At 70.7% G+C, this 19,335-nt stretch carries 21 protein-coding genes; 10 read left to right on the forward strand and 11 right to left on the reverse strand.

Going from position 1 to position 19,335, the window contains the following annotated elements:
• Position 1 precedes the first annotated feature (1 nt).
• Positions 2–1,012 (reverse strand): trypsin-like serine peptidase, encoded by a 1,011-nt coding sequence (locus tag RPQ07_RS34985; RefSeq protein ID WP_313948275.1) that lies wholly within the window; start codon positions 1,010–1,012, stop codon positions 2–4.
• A gap of 410 nt (positions 1,013–1,422) precedes the next feature.
• Here RPQ07_RS34985 and RPQ07_RS34990 point away from each other — a divergent pair, with 410 nt between their 5' ends.
• Both RPQ07_RS34990 and RPQ07_RS34995 read left to right on the forward strand, forming a co-directional pair.
• Entirely contained in the window at positions 1,423–2,052 is a 630-nt protein-coding gene (locus tag RPQ07_RS34990; protein ID WP_313948276.1) for a C39 family peptidase, read from the forward strand.
• Between the two features lie 124 nt (positions 2,053–2,176).
• Complete coding sequence (locus RPQ07_RS34995) at positions 2,177–2,857, forward strand: pyridoxal 5'-phosphate synthase (RefSeq protein WP_313948277.1); 681 nt, start codon at positions 2,177–2,179, stop codon at positions 2,855–2,857.
• A 265-nt stretch (positions 2,858–3,122) separates the two neighbouring features.
• Here the strand turns inward: RPQ07_RS34995 and RPQ07_RS35000 are convergent, their stop codons facing one another.
• A complete protein-coding gene (locus tag RPQ07_RS35000) occupies positions 3,123–3,407 on the reverse strand; it encodes a WhiB family transcriptional regulator (protein WP_313948278.1) in 285 nt (94 codons plus the stop codon).
• Between the two features lie 321 nt (positions 3,408–3,728).
• Here RPQ07_RS35000 and RPQ07_RS35005 point away from each other — a divergent pair, with 321 nt between their 5' ends.
• A complete protein-coding gene (locus RPQ07_RS35005) occupies positions 3,729–5,483 on the forward strand; it encodes a S8 family peptidase (RefSeq protein ID WP_413777864.1) in 1,755 nt (584 codons plus the stop codon).
• 172 nt (positions 5,484–5,655) lie between these two features.
• Here the strand turns inward: RPQ07_RS35005 and RPQ07_RS35010 are convergent, their stop codons facing one another.
• A complete protein-coding gene (locus RPQ07_RS35010) occupies positions 5,656–5,985 on the reverse strand; it encodes a hypothetical protein (RefSeq protein WP_313948280.1) in 330 nt (109 codons plus the stop codon).
• Positions 5,986–6,259: 274 nt separating this feature from the next.
• On the opposite strand from RPQ07_RS35010, the gene RPQ07_RS35015 reads away from it, so the two are divergent.
• Positions 6,260–9,580: a S8 family peptidase gene (locus RPQ07_RS35015; protein WP_313948281.1), complete on the forward strand. Its 3,321-nt coding sequence runs from the start codon at positions 6,260–6,262 to the stop codon at positions 9,578–9,580.
• A gap of 128 nt (positions 9,581–9,708) precedes the next feature.
• Here the strand turns inward: RPQ07_RS35015 and RPQ07_RS35020 are convergent, their stop codons facing one another.
• The 4 genes from RPQ07_RS35020 to RPQ07_RS35035 form a co-directional block, all read right to left on the reverse strand.
• On the reverse strand, positions 9,709–9,870 hold the full coding sequence (locus tag RPQ07_RS35020) for a hypothetical protein (protein WP_313948282.1): 162 nt from the start codon (positions 9,868–9,870) through the stop codon (positions 9,709–9,711).
• 228 nt (positions 9,871–10,098) lie between these two features.
• Positions 10,099–10,677: a hydrolase gene (locus tag RPQ07_RS35025; protein ID WP_313948283.1), complete on the reverse strand. Its 579-nt coding sequence runs from the start codon at positions 10,675–10,677 to the stop codon at positions 10,099–10,101.
• Between the two features lie 83 nt (positions 10,678–10,760).
• A complete protein-coding gene (locus RPQ07_RS35030; protein ID WP_313948284.1) occupies positions 10,761–11,294 on the reverse strand; it encodes a GNAT family N-acetyltransferase in 534 nt (177 codons plus the stop codon).
• Between the two features lie 90 nt (positions 11,295–11,384).
• The gene (locus RPQ07_RS35035; protein WP_313948285.1) at positions 11,385–12,173 is read right to left on the reverse strand and encodes an oxidoreductase; all 789 of its coding nucleotides are present in this window, start codon (positions 12,171–12,173) and stop codon (positions 11,385–11,387) included.
• A gap of 303 nt (positions 12,174–12,476) precedes the next feature.
• Here RPQ07_RS35035 and RPQ07_RS35040 point away from each other — a divergent pair, with 303 nt between their 5' ends.
• On the forward strand, positions 12,477–13,127 hold the full coding sequence (locus RPQ07_RS35040; RefSeq protein WP_313948286.1) for a helix-turn-helix transcriptional regulator: 651 nt from the start codon (positions 12,477–12,479) through the stop codon (positions 13,125–13,127).
• Positions 13,128–13,185: 58 nt separating this feature from the next.
• Here the strand turns inward: RPQ07_RS35040 and RPQ07_RS35045 are convergent, their stop codons facing one another.
• From RPQ07_RS35045 to RPQ07_RS35055, 3 genes are all read right to left on the reverse strand, one after another.
• Entirely contained in the window at positions 13,186–13,497 is a 312-nt protein-coding gene (locus RPQ07_RS35045; RefSeq protein WP_313948287.1) for a hypothetical protein, read from the reverse strand.
• A 121-nt stretch (positions 13,498–13,618) separates the two neighbouring features.
• Positions 13,619–14,173, reverse strand: coding sequence for a hypothetical protein (locus RPQ07_RS35050; protein WP_313948288.1), 555 nt, complete (start codon positions 14,171–14,173; stop codon positions 13,619–13,621).
• 147 nt (positions 14,174–14,320) lie between these two features.
• A complete protein-coding gene (locus tag RPQ07_RS35055; RefSeq protein WP_313948289.1) occupies positions 14,321–14,674 on the reverse strand; it encodes a cupin domain-containing protein in 354 nt (117 codons plus the stop codon).
• A gap of 196 nt (positions 14,675–14,870) precedes the next feature.
• Here RPQ07_RS35055 and RPQ07_RS35060 point away from each other — a divergent pair, with 196 nt between their 5' ends.
• A complete protein-coding gene (locus RPQ07_RS35060; protein WP_313948290.1) occupies positions 14,871–15,515 on the forward strand; it encodes an ATP-dependent endonuclease in 645 nt (214 codons plus the stop codon).
• A gap of 57 nt (positions 15,516–15,572) precedes the next feature.
• Here RPQ07_RS35060 and RPQ07_RS35065 read toward each other — a convergent pair whose 3' ends face one another.
• Entirely contained in the window at positions 15,573–16,991 is a 1,419-nt protein-coding gene (locus RPQ07_RS35065; RefSeq protein ID WP_313948291.1) for a DUF2252 domain-containing protein, read from the reverse strand.
• A 360-nt stretch (positions 16,992–17,351) separates the two neighbouring features.
• On the opposite strand from RPQ07_RS35065, the gene RPQ07_RS35070 reads away from it, so the two are divergent.
• Genes RPQ07_RS35070 through RPQ07_RS35085 form a run of 4 tightly spaced genes read left to right on the forward strand, consistent with a single transcriptional unit; the run spans position 17,352 to position 19,333 of the window.
• Positions 17,352–17,672: a gas vesicle protein gene (locus RPQ07_RS35070; protein WP_313948292.1), complete on the forward strand. Its 321-nt coding sequence runs from the start codon at positions 17,352–17,354 to the stop codon at positions 17,670–17,672.
• 39 nt (positions 17,673–17,711) lie between these two features.
• Positions 17,712–18,209, forward strand: coding sequence for a gas vesicle structural protein GvpA (locus RPQ07_RS35075; protein WP_313948293.1), 498 nt, complete (start codon positions 17,712–17,714; stop codon positions 18,207–18,209).
• Positions 18,210–18,211: 2 nt separating this feature from the next.
• Positions 18,212–18,958 (forward strand): GvpL/GvpF family gas vesicle protein, encoded by a 747-nt coding sequence (locus tag RPQ07_RS35080; RefSeq protein WP_313948294.1) that lies wholly within the window; start codon positions 18,212–18,214, stop codon positions 18,956–18,958.
• Positions 18,959–18,961: 3 nt separating this feature from the next.
• On the forward strand, positions 18,962–19,333 hold the full coding sequence (locus RPQ07_RS35085) for a gas vesicle protein GvpG (protein ID WP_313948296.1): 372 nt from the start codon (positions 18,962–18,964) through the stop codon (positions 19,331–19,333).
• Positions 19,334–19,335: the final 2 nt, after the last annotated feature.

The raw sequence follows: 19,335 nt of genomic DNA on the forward strand, positions 1-19,335 counted from the left end.
GTCAGGTGACGCTGCCCTGGGCGTCGAACATGGCCTTGACCGAGTCGTCGAAGTACGAGCTCCGGTTCCAGCCTCCGGTGGCGAGCGTACTCATCGCCCCGTTGACCTGTCCCAGCCCGCCTGCGTCGTTGAACTCCCGCAGCCAAGGCCCTCCGCTCGACCCGCCGCCGAAGTCGCACCGGAGCTCCAGCCGGCCGTCGCCGACCGCTCGCGTGGTGCCCGTACAGGCCCACTGGAGCTGCCCGTTGTCGCGGTTGCCCGGGTATCCCATGACCGTCATGGCCTGCTCGCGCGAGTAGTTCCAGCTCAGACCGTGACCGCCGGTGACGTTGACGATCTTGTTGCCGTTGAGGGGCCATGTGGTCACCATGGCCACATCACGGCCCTTGTCGCTGCTGCTGATCCAGGAGTTGAAGGTGCGGAACTGTTTGGCCGCGAAGGTGCCGAAGGGGCGGGCACCCGAACGGAAGCGGGGTGCGTAGGTCCAGTTGGTCATCCAGGTACCGCCGCTGCCGCCGTGCACGCAGTGCCCGGCCGTGATGAGCATCTGCTTGGAGCTGCTGTTGAGGGCACTGGCCGAGCAGGTGTAGTCGAGCCCGTTGCCGGGGTCGGTGAAGAACACCTTGCCGACCGCGGCCGATTCGGTCACCAGCGGCCTCAGGGTGTCCGTGCGCCCAGCGGCCGACGGCGTGGACCCCGGACGTCCGGTGGGTCCGGGCCTGCTCTGTGCCGTACCGGGCGAAGTCCGCGGTCCGTCGAGGGGGATGGCCGTTCTCATCCGCTCGGGTGTCCAGTGGCGGGCCAGCGCCGCCGCGTCGGCCGTGGAGTCGACCGCCGCACCACCGGCGAGGCGCGGTGTGTGCCCGGTGGTGGCCGCGGTCCCGCCGGGAACGTCTGCTTCGGATCCGGGCCCGGCCTGGGCGGCGGGTCCTGCGACGGCTGGACCTGCCCCGACCAATGCCAGCATGGCGGCGGTTGCCAGCGGCAGGAGTGCGTGTCTGAGACTGCGCACGAGAGGTACCCCTCACGGTCGATGGGCGCACGCAGTACGGCAGTTCACCGCGGTGGGTGCAGTGGAAGCGACCGTAGGTGGGGCATGTGCCGCCGTGACAGTCCGAAACAAGTCCCTCCGCTCGCCCTCGGGCGGGAAGCGTGTTTTCGCACGAGACGAGGGGGCGTACCCCCTACGCCCCCCGGGGATTCAGCCGGCGCACGCCGGAGCGGGGCAGGGGCGGGTGTGTGCGCTCCCCGATCCGGGCCATCGGACCCTGTCCTCGTACAGGCCTCGTTCGGGTGTACGGTCCGGCCGGGTCGGTCCTGCTCGACCGGACCGTCCGGCCCCACCCCCGGCCGGTTCCGTTTCCTCCCCACCGGGAACCCGTCCGCCGGCCCGACGGCACCCGTCCGGCAGACTGAAGCCCTATGGCCGATCACCCGGCGATTCAGCACGCCGTTCCGTACCACGCCCAATGGGCGTCACCCGACCTGGTGCCCGCCATCATTTCCGGGGCCATGACCGCCGCCGATGATCCGCTGTGGCCCAAGTACGGAGCCCAGAGCCCGGAGGAGTACGCCTGGTGGTCCTGGCGGCTGTGCGGAGTGGCCTGCCTGCGTATGGCACTCGAATTCTGGCAGGGCACCGCGCCCACTCCGATGGCCCTCGCCGCCGAATGTGTCGAAGCAGGCGCCTACGTCCGGCGCGACGACGGCCTGGACGGCCTGATCTACGCACCCTTCGCCGCCTACGCCGAACGCCGGTGGGGCCTCTACGCGGAGTCCCGCCCCGACCTGCCCGCCACCGACATCCCGGAGCTGGTTGCCGCCGGACGGCTGCTGATGCTGTCCGTGCACCCGTCGGTCCGCGAACTGGACGCGTCGCCCCCGGGCCGCGGTGGCCATCTGGTACTCGCCGTCGGCGTCACCGACGAGCACCTCCTCATCCACAATCCGTCGGGCTTCCCCGGCCGGTCCCAGCAGTTCGCCCGAGTGCCGTGGGCGGTGCTGGACAGGTACTACGCCGGGCGCGGTGTGGTGCTCGGTCGCGAACCGTGAGCGGGTGCGGTAGGGGACTCCCGGCCCTCTGCTGCGCGCCGACTCGCCGGTCCCCCTGAGCCGTATGCCCGTCCGTAGATAGGATTCGCAGTGCGGATATACGGGGCGATTTCGGGAGGTTGCGGTGTCGGAGAGTGAGCGGACCGGGAGCGTGCGGGAGTGGCTGCGCGGTCTGGAGGTCTTTGCCGGACCCCTGCCGGAGTTCGACCCCGCGAACGCGCCGGGCGAGCCGGTGGAACTGTTCCTGTGGTGGCTGGCGGAGGCGGTCGAGGCCGGCGTACCGGAACCCCACGCGATGACCCTGTCCACCGTCGACGCGCTCGGGGAGCCCAACGCCCGGATGCTGATCCTGAAGAATGTGGACGCGGTGGAGGGGTGGCAGTTCGCCGCACATGCCGAGAGTCCCAAGGGGCGGCAGCTGGCGGACCGTCCTTCCGCCGCGCTGACGTTCTACTGGCCGGGTCAGGGGCGCCAGGTCCGCGTGCGGGGTGCGGTCGCGCCCGAGTCGGCCGACCGCAGCGCCGCCGACTATCTCGCCCGGTCGGACACGGCGCGGGCGGAGGCCCTGCTCGGCTGCCAGAGCAGGCATCTCAGCAGCCTCGAAGAGCGTGACCTGGGAGTGAAGGAGTCCCTGGCCCGTATCGAGCGGGAACCGAGGCTGGTCGCCGAGTCGTGGACCCTCTACACGCTCGTGCCCACCGAGATCGAGTTCTGGCAGGCCGACGCGAGCCGGATCCATACGCGGGTGCGCTACGAACGGGACGAAGCGGACAGCATCTGGCAGCAGCATCTGCTCTGGCCGTAATGGGCACCGGCGGATCGCAGCAGTCGCAGCGGGGGCCGGCAGGCCGTCGGCGGGGCGCGCCGTGCCCGTGCGGGCGGCCGCGCCGTGTCGTAGGACATCGGCCGGGCCGCGCGAGGCGAGAGGGCCGGAGCGAGGAGTGACCCGTCACCTCACCGGGTGAGGGCCCTCCTGGCGCTCCGCCAGCCCAGGGGCCAGTCGTCCGGCCCCTGCCGGGCGGCCGGACAGCCCTGAGGCCTGTCGCTCGGATCAGGCCGAACGGCAGACCCTAGTGGGCGGCCGCCGCCGATCGACGCCTGGCGTTGCGGCGCTTGAGCGCCCGGCGCTCGTCCTCGCCGAGTCCGCCCCACACTCCGGAGTCCTGGCCTTGTTCCATGGCCCACTCCAGGCACTGCTGCTGGACCGGGCAGCGGTTGCAGACCGCCTTGGCCTCGGCGACCTGGAGCAGGGCCGGGCCGGTGTTGCCGACGGGGAAGAACAGGTCGGGGTCTTCGTCGAGGCATGCAGCAGCCTGACGCCAGTTCTCGTACTCCACGGAGAGTGCCTCCTCCATTCGCAGTTGTTGTGTTGCCGGGCTCCCCTTCGGGTCACCGACGATCGGCCGCTGAAACTACCGATGCGTCAGTGATTCAGGCCGATGCCATCTGCCCCTGCCCCACCTCGGGGGCGGTCGCCATCATGGGCCGACAAACGGAGGCCGACCAACCACCTGTCGGACATGGGCACTTGTGTGATCGAACTCTTCCCATGCGGGTCCGAGATCTGACATGTTTCGTTCACCTTTCCCGACCCGCCCGGTCGGCGCCACCAGCGTCCCGGGCCCACGGAGGATCTCTTGCTTACCCTCATATCCAGCCGCCTGAGACGCTCGGTCGTGGCCGTGGCCGCTCTCGGCGCGACCGCAGTGTTCGTGCACCCCGCCGGCGCGGCTCCCGCAGCCGCGACCGCACCAGGGAGCACCGCGGCACTCTCGGCCCCGGCGTCGACGGCCGCATGGGCCGCCGGCACCCGGGCGTACCTGGTCATCGGCGCGCCGGGCGACACCTCGGCCCTGAGGACCGCGGTCATGAACAACGGCGGCACGGTCTTCGCGCACTACGACGCGATCGGTGTCGTCGTGGCGCACTCGACGTCCACCGCCTTCGCCGCCACCATGCGCGGCGTGAGCGGTGTCCAGCAGGTGGGTGCCACCCGGACCTCGGACGTTCCCGCGGACGCGTACAGCCCCGCGTTGCCGGCCACTCCGGCGCAGACCCCGACCACGCTGACCGAGTCGAACCGCTGGGACATGACCCAGATCAAGGCCGACAAGGCCTGGGCCGTCAGCACCGGTTCCGCGGGCGTCAAGGTCGGCGTCCTCGACACGGGCGTCGACGACCTGCACCAGGACATCGCGCCCAACTTCAACGCCGCCGACTCCGTCTCCTGCGCCTACGGCAAGACGGACGCCCGGACCGGCGCCTGGCGCGACGTCGGCACGCACGGTACGCACGTGGCGGGCACGATCGCGGCCGCGAAGAACGGCAAGGGCGTCATCGGCGTGGCCCCGGGCGTGAAGATCTCGTCCGTCCGGATCGCCGAGCCGAACACCAGCATGTTCTTCGCCGAGAACACCATCTGCGGCTTCGTGTGGGCCGGTGACCACGGCTTCAAGGTCACCAACAACAGCTACTACACGGATCCGTGGATGTTCAACTGCCCGGACAACGCCGACCAGGCGGCGATCATCGAGGGCGTCAGGCGCGCGCAGGAGTACGCGGAGAACAAGGGCTCACTTCAGGTCGCGGCCGCGGGCAACTCCAACTACGACCTCGCCAACAAGCGGACCGACACGTCGAGCCCGAACGACTCGACCCCGGTCACCCGCACCATCACCAACGCGTGCATCGACATCCCCACCGAACTGCCCGGTGTGGTGACGGTGGCGGCCATGGGCAACGGCAGCGTCAAGGCGTCGTACTCCAACCTCGGCCGGAACATCATCGACGTCGCGGCTCCCGGCGGCGACGGCGCCTCCGGCGTCTACTCGACGATGCCGGGCGGCAAGTACGGCAACATGAACGGCACGTCGATGGCCTCGCCCCACGTGGCGGGCGTCGCCGCGCTCCTGGCGAGTTCCGACCCCGGCTCCACCCCGGCGGATCTGCGTGGCAGGCTGGCCACCCAGGCGACGGACATCGCCTGCCCGTCCGACAGCCGCTGCACGGGAACGACCGCCAACAACGCCTTCTTCGGTGAGGGTCAGGTCGACGCCCTGAAGGCCGTCGGCGGCACGCCGCCGCCCGGCAAGTACTTCGAGAACACCACGGACGTCGCCATCGCCGACAACGGCACGGTGGACTCCTCGCTGCCGGTGACCGGCGTCAGCGGGAACGCACCCGCCACGCTCCAGGTCGGTGTGGACATCAAGCACACCTACCGCGGCGACCTCGTCCTGTCCCTCGTGGCGCCCGACGGCACGGTCTACACGCTGGAGGACTTTCCGAACAGCGACAGCGCCGACAACGTCGCCAAGACCTACACGGTGAACGCGTCGTCCGAGGTGGCCGCCGGTACCTGGAAGCTGCGCGTGCGTGACGTGGCCTCGCAGGACACCGGAAAGATCGACGCCTGGAACCTGTCCTTCTAGGACGGGGGCGCGTCCCCGCAACGCAAAAGGTCCCGGGCAGAGGCTGTTCGCCTCTGCCCGGGACCCACGGCAGAGCCGGCCCGGTGGTACGCACGGGGGGAACGGACCACCGGGCCGGACATCATCAGTATAGCGTTCAACTACCACTGCTCGCACACCGCGGTTCCCGCCCTCAGCCACCCGTGATCCACCGCAGAACCGTGCTGAAGGCGGAGTCCTCCAGAACGCACAGCGCGTCGATGGCGGCGAAGTCGCCGGGGCGGGGTGCGACCCCCGCGGCGGTCAGAGCCGTCTGCACCTCCAGCCGGCGCTGGTCGCCGATCGGCAGCACGTACGGGACGCGCTCCCTCGGGTCCGGAGCCGGCAGGAGGTAGTCACCGGCCGAGTCCGTGAGGGTGTCCACCGTGCGCCCTCCGAGGTACCAGGCACCGGGGAAGCGGTACGGGTCGATCTCCTGCGACGTCTGCGGCGCTGCCGTGTCCGTGGTGTGCCAGCTGTGCATGAGAGCCTCCTGTGATGTGTGTGTCACTGAGTGTCAGGAGGCGTAACTCCCGCGGCGGGTTGCAGGGGCCGGGCTTTATCAGCCGTACGCCCTAATCGGCATCTCGTCATAGGTCAGGGCCATTTGTGTGACCCCGGGGCATGTGGAAGTGAAACATTCCGCACCGCCGGCCGCGTCTTCCCAACAGGAGCCACATGTCTCTCATGTGCTCAGCGTTCTCTGAGGGGGAGAGTTGCACAGAAGACACAGCGGACCGAGTACCGTCGTCGCGGCCGTGGCGCTTGCGTGTGTCGCCGGGCTGGTCACCGCCCCGCCGACCGCCGCCGCTCCGGCCTCCGCATCGCCGGCGTCGGGCAGTTCGGCCGCCCGCGCGGACGCCGCCGTAGCACGGTGGATCACCTTGGTCACGGGTGACTCGGTGGGTGTCGACGCGGCGGGTGAACCCGTACGGATCGTGCCCGGCAAGGGGCGGGACGACATACCGATCAGGATCGAACGCACGAAGGGTCGCACGCTTGTGCTGCCCCAGGACGCACGGCAGTTGATCCGTTCGGGGCGCGTCGACGAACGGCTCTTCGATGTCGGTGAACTCACCAGGGCCCAGCATCGGGGGAGTGCGCGGACCGGGCTGCCACTGATTGTCACCTACGGCAGCCAGGGCACCACAGCAGGGGCGCGCACGGCCCAGGGGTTGAAAAGCGCTCTGCGCAAGGACGGCGCGGCCACGGTCCGCCGTACCTTCCCGCGGATCGACGCGGACGCGGTCACCGTCCCCGCAGCGTCCGCGGGCAGTGCGTGGAAGACCCTGACCCGGGCGTCCGCGAGCGGCGCCGGGCAGCGCAGCGCCGCACCCGGCCTCGAGCGGATCTGGCTCGACGGCGTCCGGAAGGCGAACCTGGACCGGAGCGTTCCGCAGATCGGCGCCCCCGCCGCATGGGCAGCCGGCTACGACGGCGAGGGCATCCGGATCGCCGTCCTGGACAGCGGAGTCGACGAAACGCATCCCGATCTCCAGGGCCGGCAGGCGGCCGAGGCGAACTTCTCCTGGGCCGCGGACACCAAGGACCGCCTCGGGCACGGCACCCATGTGGCCTCCATCGCCTCCGGCACGGGCGCCGGGTCGGCGGAGAGGTTCCGGGGTGTGGCACCGGGCTCGCGCGTCCTCGACGCCAAGGTGCTCGACGACGACGGGTACGGCAGCGACTCCGCCGTCATCGCCGGGATGGAGTGGGCCGCCTCCCAGAACGCCGACATCCTGAACCTCAGCCTCGGCCGCCCGGACAGCCCAGGCGTCGACCCCGTGGAGGAGACCGTCAACCGGCTCTCCGCCGAACGCGGCATTCTCGTCGTGGCCGCCGCGGGCAACTCCGGTCCGGGCGTCGGCACTCTGGACTCCCCGGGCAGTGCGGACGCCGCGCTCGCCGTGGGGTCGGTCGACACGGGCGATGTGATCGCGCCGTCGTCCGGCCGCGGCCCGCGCGCCGGCGGCGGAGCCGTCAAGCCCGACGTCACCGCGCCCGGAGTGGAGATCACCGCGGCCTCCGCACCGGGCAGCAGGATCGCGGGCGAGGTCGGGGAGCAGCCGCCCGGATACGTCACCATCTCGGGGACGTCCATGGCCACCCCGCACGCCGCGGGAGCCGCCGCGCTCCTCAAGCAGCAGCATCCGCAGTGGACGAGCACGGAACTCAAGGCCGCGCTGGTCGCCGGCGCGAGACCCGGTGGCGCGGGGGCCTTCGCGGAGGGCAGCGGCCGTGTCGATGTGGCGGCGGCCATGAAGGTGTCGGTCGTCGCCGAGCCGACATCCGTCGGTTTCGCCCGTCAGGCCTACCCGCACGCCGACGACAAGCCGGAGACCAGAAGGCTCACCTACCGCAACCTCGGCGGCGAGCCTCTGACGCTCGACCTCTCGGTGACCGCTGTCGGACCCGACGGGAAGCCGGGACCCGCCGGCATGTTCACTCTCGGCGCGGAGCGGCTGACCGTGCCGGCGGGCGGCACGGCCGCGGTCGACCTGACGGCCGACACCCGGCCGGGCGGCGAGGTGAACGGCATGTACAGCGCGACGGTGACGGCCCAGGGTGCGGGCCGGACCGTACGCACCGTGGCGGCGGTCGAGCGCGAGGTGGAGACCTACGACGTGACGGTCCGCCACCTCGACCGCACGGGTGGGCCGGCGAAGGAGTACTGGCCCTCGCTGAACCGGCTCTCCGGGCTCGGCGCACCAGGTACGGACTACGCGACCGCAGGCGCGGGCGGCACCTACACGGCGCGGCTGCCGAAAGGTGTCTACTACCTCGACGCACTGATCATCGAGGAGGACGAGGGCAGGAGCCAGATCTCGGCACCCCACTTCGAGGTCACCGAGGACACGACGGTCACCCTGGACGCCCGTACCGCGAAGCCGATCAGCATCACCGGTCCGGACCCCGCTGCCGAGCGGGTGTTCGCCGAGACCTTCATCGAACTCGACACCCCTGACTACGGTTTCTCGGCCGGCATGACCGGACCCTCGTTCGAGACGATGCGGACGGCCCAGCTGGGGCCGGACTTCTCGACGGACGGCACGCTGTTCCAGCAGTTCAACGCATTCGACCGGCGGGGCACGAACGAATACCGCCTCGCCTACGGCAGCAAGGTGACACGGCTGGCCACCGGGTTCGAACGGCAGGCCGAGCGGGCGGAGCTCGCCAGGGTCGGCCTGCGGCTCGGTGCCACGGTCGGCGGCAAGCAGGGAGCCCTCGTGGCGACGCCGTTCATCGACGACAGCTTCGGCTCCATCTTCAGCCCGTCCGTGACCCGGCCGCTTCCGGCGGCTGCCACGTTGTTCCTCAGCGCCCCGGCCGGTACCACCTGGGCCATCGGGCTGGACCAGTGGGACGACACCGGTTCCTCGCCGGAGATCTCGCACGGGACGGGGATCAAGCGGTACGAGGCAGGACGGGCGTACCGCGACGACCTCGGCATCGGCGTGTTCGGCCCCGGGCTCGGCGAGTCGCAGGGGGTGGTCCGGAACGGTGACACCATCACGGGCTGCCTGGACCTGTTCCGGCACGGCACGGGCAACTGGAGCTTCTCGGACACCGACACCCTCGCGACGGCGCTGTATCGCGACGGCGTCGAGGTCGACGGTTCCGGGGACATGCTGAACTGCTGGCAGGGCGTCACCGTTCCGGCGGACACGGGCACGTTCCGGCTGACCGCGTCGGCCGTACGAGGTGGCGGCCCCAGCGCCGCGACCGAGGTGAGCGCCGCATGGACGTTCACCTCCGGGCACACTGCCTCCGAGCAGTCCCTGCCGGTCTCCGTCGTCCGTTTCACGCCGCGCCTGGCGGCGGACTCCACCGCCAGGGCAGGAGCTCTGATGCGGGTGCCGGTGAGCGTCCAGGGCGCCGGCGCGGGCAAGAACCTCGCCTCGCTCGTCGTGCACGTCAGTCACGACGGCAAGACGTGGAAGAAGGCCGCGGTCGTCGGCGGCGGGGTGATCGTGCGCAACCCGCAGGCGGGACAGGCGATTTCGTTCCGGGCGGTTGTCGCCGACAAGCAGGGCAACACCCTCACCCAGACGATCCGGGACGCCTACCGCGGGAAGTAGCCGCGATCGGCACGTTCCCCCTTTGACACGGGGAGCGAACCGGCCTCACGGCCCGGGAAACGCAGAGGAGCGGCCCGGCGGACATCCGCCGGGCCGCTCCTCTGTGCGGAACGCGCCCGTGACAGGCGTCAGGCCTGCGAAGGAAGCCGGCCGGGGAGCGCATCGTCTTCCTCCAGCTCCGGAAGTTCGATGAGGTACTGCGGCTCACGGAACAGATCCGTGTAACCCGCGGCAGCTGTGGTGCTGCGCGTCGGCTCGTCGCCGTCGCGCCGGGGCGCATCAGTGGTCATGCAGGCCTTCCGAGGATGAAGTGCGACGCGGCGTGGTCGTTCCGCCGACGCTTGTGGGTGCCGGCCCGCACCACCACCGCCATGACGAGGCGCTGTGGGTACGAAGCCCGACGAATCATATGCCCGTTCGACGGGAGGAACTGACGCGCAACGCGTGCACCGCAGCAGGATCTTGTGCCCCTGTGCGGCCCCCGTGGCCGATCGGTCTGGTGGAGTCCGTCGCGGATGTCAGCCGGATGTCTTCTCCAGGAGAGTGATGATGTCATGGGTGGTCCCGGTCTCGCCGAGGAGCGGGAAGATGTGCTCGACGCTGTTGCGGTGCGCGTCGGCATCGGTGTCGGACGTGGCGTCCGTGGCGAGGGTGACGTGGTAGCCGTGCTCGTAGGCGGCGCGGGCGGTGGTCTCCACGCCGATGCTGGTGGAGATGCCCGCCAGCACGATCTGTGTGACACCGCGGCGCCGCAGCTGCACATCGAGGTCGGTGCCGTGGAAGGCACCCCAGTTGTGCTTGGTCACGGCGATGTGGCTGCCGCCCGCGAGTTCGTCCACGATCACGTCCCACCCCTCGGGCATGGCACCGAGCGGGCCGGCTTCGGTGCGGCCGGGCGGGGCGTCCGCCCCGTCGGCGGCGAAGCTGACGCGGACCAGGACCACGGGGGAGCGGTGGGCACGGAAGGCGTCCGCGAGCCGCGCGGCGCGCGCGACCACCTCGGCACCGGAGTGCGGGGCGACGGGCCTGCCGACGATGCCCTGCTGAAGGTCGATCACCACCAGCGCGGTGGTGGGGTCCAGGGTGGTGAGGGTCATGAGCGTGCTCTTTCTGGGCGGGCGGAAGGGGCGCGGTCCCGGTGCGGGCGGGAAAGAAGACCGGGGCGTCGGGCCCCGTGCGGTCAGGCGGCGAATTCCGTGAGGTCGATGGCGTAGACGGTCAGTGCATGGCCGTACGCCGGGTGGACCGTCTCGCGTTCCGGTTCCATCCCGAGCTTGCGCATCACGTTCTGCGACGCCTCGTTCCCGGGCCGGGCGATGCTGATGACCCGGTCCAGACCGCGGTCCTGCAGCGCGAACTCCAAGGTGGCATGGGCGGCTTCGGACGCATAACCCTGCCCCCAGAACTGCTGACCGAGCCGCCAGCCGATCTCCACGGCCGGCAGCACCTCCGGCAGGAACTCGGGCACGGACAGTCCGACGAAGCCGATCAGCTCGCCCGAGGCCAGCAGTTCGACGGCGAAGAGACCGAAGCCCTCCTCGTCCCACTCCTCCTCCCACCGCTCGATGTCGTCCGCGGTGGCCTCCAGATCACGGACCGAACCGTCGCCGATCCATTCCATGACGCGTGGATCCGCGTTGATGTCCGCCATGGGTACGAGGTCGTCGTCGTGCCAGCGGCGGAGGATGAGGCGGGGTGTGCGGATCTCGATCATGGGGCCCATCCTGGCCGAAGCCGTGCGTTCAGTGGTAACCGGAGTACGTCCGGCATGCATACCACCCGGTGGTCGACGGACGTGGAGGCGTCAGAGCGTCGTGATCAGACCGCCGTCGATCGTGAAGTCGGCGCCGGTGACGTTGCCCGTACGGTCGCTGGCCAGCAGCAGCACCAGATCGGCCACTTCCTGCGGGCGGGTGAAGCGTCCGGTGGCCGACTGCGCCGCGGCGCGCTGTGTCACGTCGTCGGGCGTGGCGCCGCTGGACTCCGCGACCGTCGCCGCGACCCCGTCCTCGCCGAGCCACAGCGCGGTCTCCACGGGGCCGGGACTGACCGTGTTGACGCGAACCCCGCGGGACGCGACCTCCTTGGAGAGGGCCTTGCAGAAGTTGGACAGCGCCGCCTTGCTCGCGCAGTAGTCGATGATGGACGGATCCGGCAGGAAGGCGTTGACCGAACTGACGGTCACGACGGAACCGCCACCGCGGTCGATCAGATACGGCAGAGCCGCCCGCGTGGTGCGCACCGCGCTCAGGAAGTTGATCGTCAGCGACTCCGACCAGTCCTCGTCGGTCACGGAGACGAGGCCGCCGGACCGCGGGCGCACCGCGCCGACGTTGTTGACGACGATGTCCACCCCGCCGAAGTGGTCGAGGGCCTCGCCCACCAGCCCGCCGGGTCCCTCCGGCGTCGCGAGGTCCACGAGTACCGGCCGGACCTGAGGGCCGGCCGCGAGGTCGGCGAGGGAGTCGGTGAGGGTACGGGCGCCCGCGACCACGTTCACGCCCTCGGCCACCAGCCCCTGGGTCACCGCCAGCCCGATGCCCTTGCTCGCGCCGGTGACCACGGCGACCTTGCCTGCCAGATGCAGCTCCATGGGGACTCCCTGGATCGCGGGTACCGGGCGGACCGGGGCGCGGACGTCCGGTACCACCGATTTTCCCCCATCGGCGGGCCGTCGGCAGATGCGCAGGTCCGCGGTCCCCGGTGGGAGTCAGCGGTCTTCGGGCCGCAGCGTCCCCCGCCACCGGTCTCCTGCGGCAACTGCCGACAATCGACTCTGCGGGCAGGTAATCTGATCTTGTAAATGCCGAGACGGCGGCGGGAAAACGCTGCGCGTTCTCCACCCCACGTCCAGAGACCGCGGGCTCGCCTCCGTTCCCAGCCAGGAGGGCGTCGTATGGGGCGCGCCGAGAATCCCATCGCGCCGTGCACCACATCGCTGCACGCCCTTGCCAGCTGGCTGCGACAGCGCCGCGCGGACGCCCAGGTGAGCTACACGGAACTGGCCCAGCGCACCCACTTCAGCAAGGCCACGCTCAGCCGGGCCGTATCGGGCCGGACGGTGCCCCGGCTGGTGGTCGTCAAAGCGCTCGCCGAGGTCTGCGGGGCGGACCCGGCGGAGGCGGAACGCCTGTGGAAGGGCGCACGCTACGACGCCCGCAGCACCTGGCCCGGCCACGGCGCGAGCCGCCTCCGGATCGACTACGTCACCACCTTCGCCGGACTCCACCTCGCCCTGCTGGAGCTGTACCGCAGAGACGGCAGCCGCCCCTACCGGGATCTCGAGAGGCAGGCCGGCAGCCACGGCCAGCTGCCGCACGCCACGATCGGCAGGGTCCTCACCCAACGGGCCCACCCGCGACGCGAGTTCGTCCTGGCCTTCATCCAGACCTGCGGCGTCACGGACGAGGACGACCTCGAGGTGTGGGGGCGGGCATGGGACCGGGCGCAGACCGCGCACATCCTGTCGTCCCCGCCCCCTCGGCGGAAGAACGGACCGGGCCACCGGCCGGCGCGGGACCAGCGCAACGCCTGCCGCCATCCCTGACGGGAAAGGCCGGCGACCCCACGGGCACTCAGCTGCGGCCCGATCCGGACGACAGCCCTCAGACGTCGATGCCCGTCACCGCGGCCGGGCCGAGCGGTGCGTCGTCCTCGGTGAAGCCCGCGCGGCTGAGCGCTGTCGCGGCGGCCGCCTTGGCCTGCGCCTCCGCGCCGCCGCTGTCGTCGGCCTCCACCTCCAGACGGATGCTGAACGTGCCGTTCTCGTTGATCGTCAGAATGTCGAGATCCTCCAGACGTCCGAGCGACGTCTGCTGCGGATCGGCGGGACGCAGCGTCTCCTCGACCTCGGCCCTGGCCCCTTCGCTCAGCTCGCGCAGGAATGTGCCCGGGATGGTGATGACGTACGTGGTCATGCAATCCTCCTCGCTCGAACGGACTGGCGTACCAACACGATGTGCTCTCTGCGGCCTTGCACAAGGACCTGCCCTCGATCCGGATCTTCGAACGCGGTCCGGGAGATCCGAGGGCACCGGATCAGTGACCCGCGAGGAGCTTCACGCCCACGACTCCCACCCCGATCGCGGTGTCCAGGAGCCCCGAGACGAGGGCGCTCAGCGGACCGTTGCCCATCCGCAGTCCCGTCCGCCAGCCCCACAGGAACAGGGTCGCGACCTCCACGCCGGCGCTGATCAGCAGGGCGGTGTCCAGCTCCACGACGCCCAGGGCCGACATGCCGATCAGCACCAGCGGCCCCACCGCGCAGAGCAGCAGCGGGCTGGAGATGTGCAGTGCCGTCCGGACCTCGGTCCAGGTCGCCCCTCGCCCGCTCATGGCGCGGTGCGACTGCTCGTCGGCGACCAGGGTGGCCAGCCAGATCCCGAGCGCGGTCACCGCGACGGTGATCGCGGACTCGCTGTGGCCGGGTGTGTCCGCCTCGGCGAGGGTCACGATCACGGCAGCCAGGGTGATGGTGGCGTAGATCCGCTCCTTGAGCCGTGCGGCCGCGGGGTCGCCGGCGCGGGCGGCGGTGATGCCGGTGGCGCCGGTGAGGCGATCGCCCGCGGACGGGTGCGGGGGGTCGCTGGACATACGGGCGCCCTTCCGTCGTGGTCCCTGGGTGCCCGTTTCGGGCGGGTACGCACCAGAAGGTAGCCGACCGGACATACGGAACCGGGCAGCGTGCTGCGGACTGTCGCGGCGGACCGCAGTACGTTGCCCGGCCACCGGCCCGTGCCGCTAGGACGTCGTGATCTGGTACGCCTTGCGCAGGGTCTCGTGCACGGTCCACGTGGTCCGGTCGCCCTCGCGCAGGACGCAGGCGTCGCCCGGCCCGACGTCGAACGTGGGTCCGTCCTGGACGGCGATGGTGGCGCGGCCGCTGACCACCACGAACAGCTCGTCCGCCTCGGTGTCCGTGACGACGCCGGGCGTGATCTGCCAGATCCCCCGGATGTTCCTGCCGTCCTCCGACTCCCACAGGACCTTCCCCGACACCTCGGGCGTGCCCTGCACGATCTGCGAGGGATCCAGGGGGTCGGGCTCCAGGTCGGCGTCGGGGATGTGCACGGCGAAACTGCTGAACGTCGTCATGGAGGTGACGCTAGGCAGGACGAGGTGCTGTGCGGCAGAGACACACTGCCGCACGCTCCGACCGGCGGAAGGACAGTCTGACGAGGCCCCGGTGATAAATGGGCGGCGAAGCTCCGGGGCGGCCGACGAGAATGGGGCGGGCAAGGACGTCCGATCAACGGGAGGACCGCAGCGGATGCCGGGGCACCCGGAGGACATGAGGAGATTCCGACTGGCCGTCGTCGAGTGCGCGGCCGGGGGCGGCGGGGCCGTAGAGGCCGAAGCCGTCGCCCAGCGGCTCGCCGTCGGTGTGCGGACCGTCGTCCTGGTCGAGGGGGACAGCGACCGGATCGCGCTCGAAGTGCTGGCCGCCCGGTACGGCAGACGGCTCGACGCGGAGGGGATCTCCGTCGTACCGCTCGGAGGTGCCACCAGCATCGGGCGGTTCCTGAAGATGTTCGGCCCGCAGGGGATCGACGTCCGGCTGGCCGGTCTCTGCGACGCCGGCGAGGAGGACTTCTTCCAGCAGCGGCTGGAGGCGGCGGGCGTGGGCAACGCCCGCAGTCGCGACGAGATGGAGCAACTCGGCTTCTACGTCTGCGTGGCCGACCTGGAGGACGAGCTGATCCGCGCTCTCGGACCTGAGGAGGTGCAGGAAGTGGTCGAGGCCCAGGGCGAGTTGCGCTCGTTCCGCATCTTCCAGAAACAGCCCGCGCAGCGTGAGCGGACCGTGGAGCGGCAACTGCTGCGCTTCATGGGAACGCACTCCGGCCGTAAGGCGCACTACGCACGCTCGCTCGTCGAGGTTCTCGAGCCCGGACAGGTACCGCGCCCCCTGGACCGGCTCCTGGCAGCCATCTGACCTGACACGCCTCGGCGCGCCGCCGTGCGCAGGGCACGGCGGGTGTCGTCGGGAGGCTCACCCCTCCTGAGCGGTGACCCGCTTGCTCTTGATCGCGTCGAGAAGTGCCTGGTGATCGCGTTCGTTCTGATCCGCGTAGGCCTCGGCGAAGAGCGCCAGCGAGCGGTCGAAGATGTCGCTGCGGCCCAGATAGGCGGCGATGGCGATCCGGTCGCCCGACCGCGCGTGCGCGCGGGCCAGGGTCGCCCCGCACAGTTCGGCGAACAGGTTCATGCCCCGGGGCACCATCAACGACGGTTCGGGAACGCCCTTCCAGTCCCGCAGCTGGCGAACGTAGAAGTCCCGCTCCCAGCCGTCGATTCCGTGCACCCGTTCCCAGCCCAGGAAGATGTCGCTCGCCGCCTGCATCAGACGCTGGCCCGCCACCACCCGCTCTCCTTCCGTGGCGAGCCTGTTGCTGCCGAGGTGCGGCGCCAGTGCGGAGGTATCGGCCTCCTTGGCCTGGAGGATCAGAGGGTCCTGCCCGTCCCGTCCGAGCAGCAGCACGATCCAGCAACGGGTACCGACACTGCCGACCCCCACGACCTTGCGCGCCACATCCACCGGAGTGAACCCTTCCAGCAGGTGCCGGCGGTCCGACTGAAGACTCTTCGCGTAGCGGTTGATCAGACCGGCGAGTTTCTCTTCCAGGTCGACGCGTTCCAAGTCCGGCAGGAGGTGGGCCGCGGGAGTGATGACCGGCGGATTCGCGACGATCCGCCGCTCGCCGTCGATGATCCGCGTGAGCTTGTTGAAGGCCTGGAGGCTGTCGCGGCCGCGGGCCTTCGTCAGCGCGCGGGACAGCTGCTTGCGACCCCGCTTGTGCAGCCGGCCCGATGCCATGACAGACATCTGATCGGCGTCGGACTTGGCGTACCAGACGTCGAGGGTGCGCATTCGCGCGAAACCCTGCATGTGTTCGCGGTAGGACCGCGCCGCGGACCGGACGATCATGGCGCGCTCTGCGTCCGAGAACCCGTTCTCCCGGCCGGCGATCGCGAGACTGGCGCCGAGACGCTTCACGTCCCACTCCCACGGTCCGGGCAGGGTCTCGTCGAAGTCGTTGATGTCGAACAGCAGATTGCGTTCGGGAGAGGCGAGCAGACGGAAGTTCATCATGTGCGCGTCGCCGCACAGCTGGGCGCGCAGACCCGAGTCGATGGTCGTCGCCAGATCGCCCGCCATGACCGCGGCCGCACCCCGGTAGAAGCGGAACGGAGATTCCGACATCCGTCCGTAGCGGATCGGGACGAGTTCCGGCACGCGCCGTGCGGACTGCTTGTCGATGACGTCGATCGGGTCGGGCCGATGCCGCGACGGCATGAATTCGGCGTGGCCGGACCGGGGAGCACGCGCCCGTGCGGCGCGCCCGCGGGCCGCTCGCTCGCTGGGCGACAGCTGTAGTTCCTGCAAGGCCGTCAACGGCTTCCGCTTCATCGCGCAACCTCCTGAACAGAGCACGCACACGGCACAACCTTCGGCGGGCGGGCTCCGCGCCGTGCCCGGGCGCTAGCGGTGCGTGCGGCCCGTGCACACGGAGCGACGGCCCACGGCCGACCGGGGCACCTCTCCAGCAAACCGCACATCAGCGCGAAGGGCACCTGGGCCCCGGAGCCGCGCTCCGGCCGGGGCGGTACCCGCGGCCCACCGCACGGGCACCGGCCAGGGCGGCACCCGCTGCCTACGCACGGGCACGGGCACGGGCACGGGCACGGCGGCACCGATGGCCGACGGCCCCGGCACCCGTCCGGCCCAACCCGGCGCGCGCCCCGCGTCACCGGCGACGAAGGTGAGCTCATGGCAGACACACGTGAGCGGCGTACGAAGTCGTCGTCCGCGGCCGGTTCCTCCAAGGACCGGTCGGTACGAGGCGCGGAGGATGCCGCCCGGAGCGCCTGCCGGACGCTGACCGGCCTGATCGACCATCCCTCGGAAGGTGTGTCGGCCGTGAGCCGCACCGACGACGGCTGGGTGGTCAACGTCGATGTGCTGGAGGTGGCGCGGATCCCCGACACCACCAGCCTGCTCGCCACCTACGAGGTGGAACTCGACGACGAGGGCGGACTGGTCTCGTACCGCCGCATCAGCAGGTACCGCAGGGGATCGGCCGACAGCTGACCTTCGGTTGTCCGGATCACCCGAGAGGATCGCCCGTCCATGACCACTTACAGCGACGAGGTCGTGTGCGCACCGCGCGCCGGCACGCTCTACGACGTCCTGGAACTCATCCTCGACCGCGGCATGGTCATCGACATCTTCGTCCGCGTCTCGCTGGTCGGGATCGAGATTCTGAAGATCGACGCCCGCATCGTCGTCGCCAGCGTCGACACGTACCTGAGGTTCGCCGAAGCCTGCAACCGCCTGGACCTTGAGCACGACTCCCGCACCACGACGGTGCCCGAGCTCTTCGGCGAGGGCATGGGCGGCCGGGTCGCCAAGGCCGGCGCCAAGCGGACCGCGCGGTCCATCGGGGACAAGGTCAAGGGCGCCCTCGGCCAGGGCCACGACGATGACGACGACGACGATTACGAGGAGCAGGAAGAGGAGCGCGAGTCCCGTGCATCGCGCCGGCGTCCCTCCTCACGTACGCGCGAGAGCGGCTCCCGCGAACGCAGCACTTCGTCCCGCACCCGGCGCCGTACCGAGGAGGACTGATCGTGGCCGTCGACCCCCGACCGGAGCACGGCATCTACGTCTACGCGTTCGTCCGTGACGGCATGCCGTCCCCCGTGACCGACGGCGTGGGCGGAGCGGCTGTACGGCTCGTACCGGCGGGCGACCTCGCCGCCGCTGTCTCCGACGCGCCCGCCGGTCTGCGCGCCCGGCGCCGCGACCTGATGGCCCACCAGAACGTCCTGGGCGAGCTGGCAGCCGCCGGGCCGGTCCTGCCGATGAGGTTCGGTGTGATCGCTGCCGACGAACCCGCCGTGCACGAAGGGCTCATGACACGGCACGACGAGTGCGTCGAGCAACTGTCCGCACTCGAAGGCCGGACGGAGATGAACGTGAAGGGCAGTGTGGTGCCCGACTCGTTCGACGATCTCGTACGCAGCGACACCCGGCTCCGCGCACTCGCCCTCAAGGCGCGGCGCAGCCCCGACTACCAGACGAAGGTGGAGCTCGGTGAGGCCATCGCCGCGGGTGTGCGGCGGCGGGCGGAGCGGGCGGCCGAGGACGTGCTCGTGCGGCTCGGCGCCCTGGCCGAGAGGACGGCGGGCGCGGACCTGGCCGGCGACACGGTCCTCAACATGTCGTACCTGATTCCGGCCGACGCCGTCCCGGAGTTCAGCGCGGCGGTCACCGAAGCCGCTCGGCGCCACCAGGGCCGCCTCGCGCTGAGCCTCACCGGCCCCCTGCCCTGCTACAGCTTCGTGACCGACGCCGCCGTCCCGGCGAGGGCCTGACGGATGGGACTGCTGACCGAAGTGCTGCTGCTGCCCCTGGCACCCGTACGCGGGGTGCTGTGGGTGGCGCAGTGCGTCTCGGACGAGGCCGAGCGCCAGCTCCACTCGCCCGACGCCGTTCGCCGGCAACTCGTCGAACTCAACCGCGCCCTGACCGACGGCGAGATCGACGAGTCGACATTCGAGCGTGAGGAGGAACGTCTCCTCGACCTTCTGGAGCGACGTCAGGCCGATCGCCCCATGAGGCCCGCCCACCCGACGACGCACCCCCTCGCTTTCGGTCATCCACCGTCCGCCGCCCAGCACAGCCCGGGAGCGCCGATGAACGAGAGCAGCGCACATATGACGACGCCCGCCGACCGAGGTGGCGCGTGATG

This window comes from Streptomyces sp. AM8-1-1 (assembly GCF_032229325.1).
In the GTDB taxonomy this organism is placed as follows: domain Bacteria; phylum Actinomycetota; class Actinomycetes; order Streptomycetales; family Streptomycetaceae; genus Streptomyces; species Streptomyces achmelvichensis.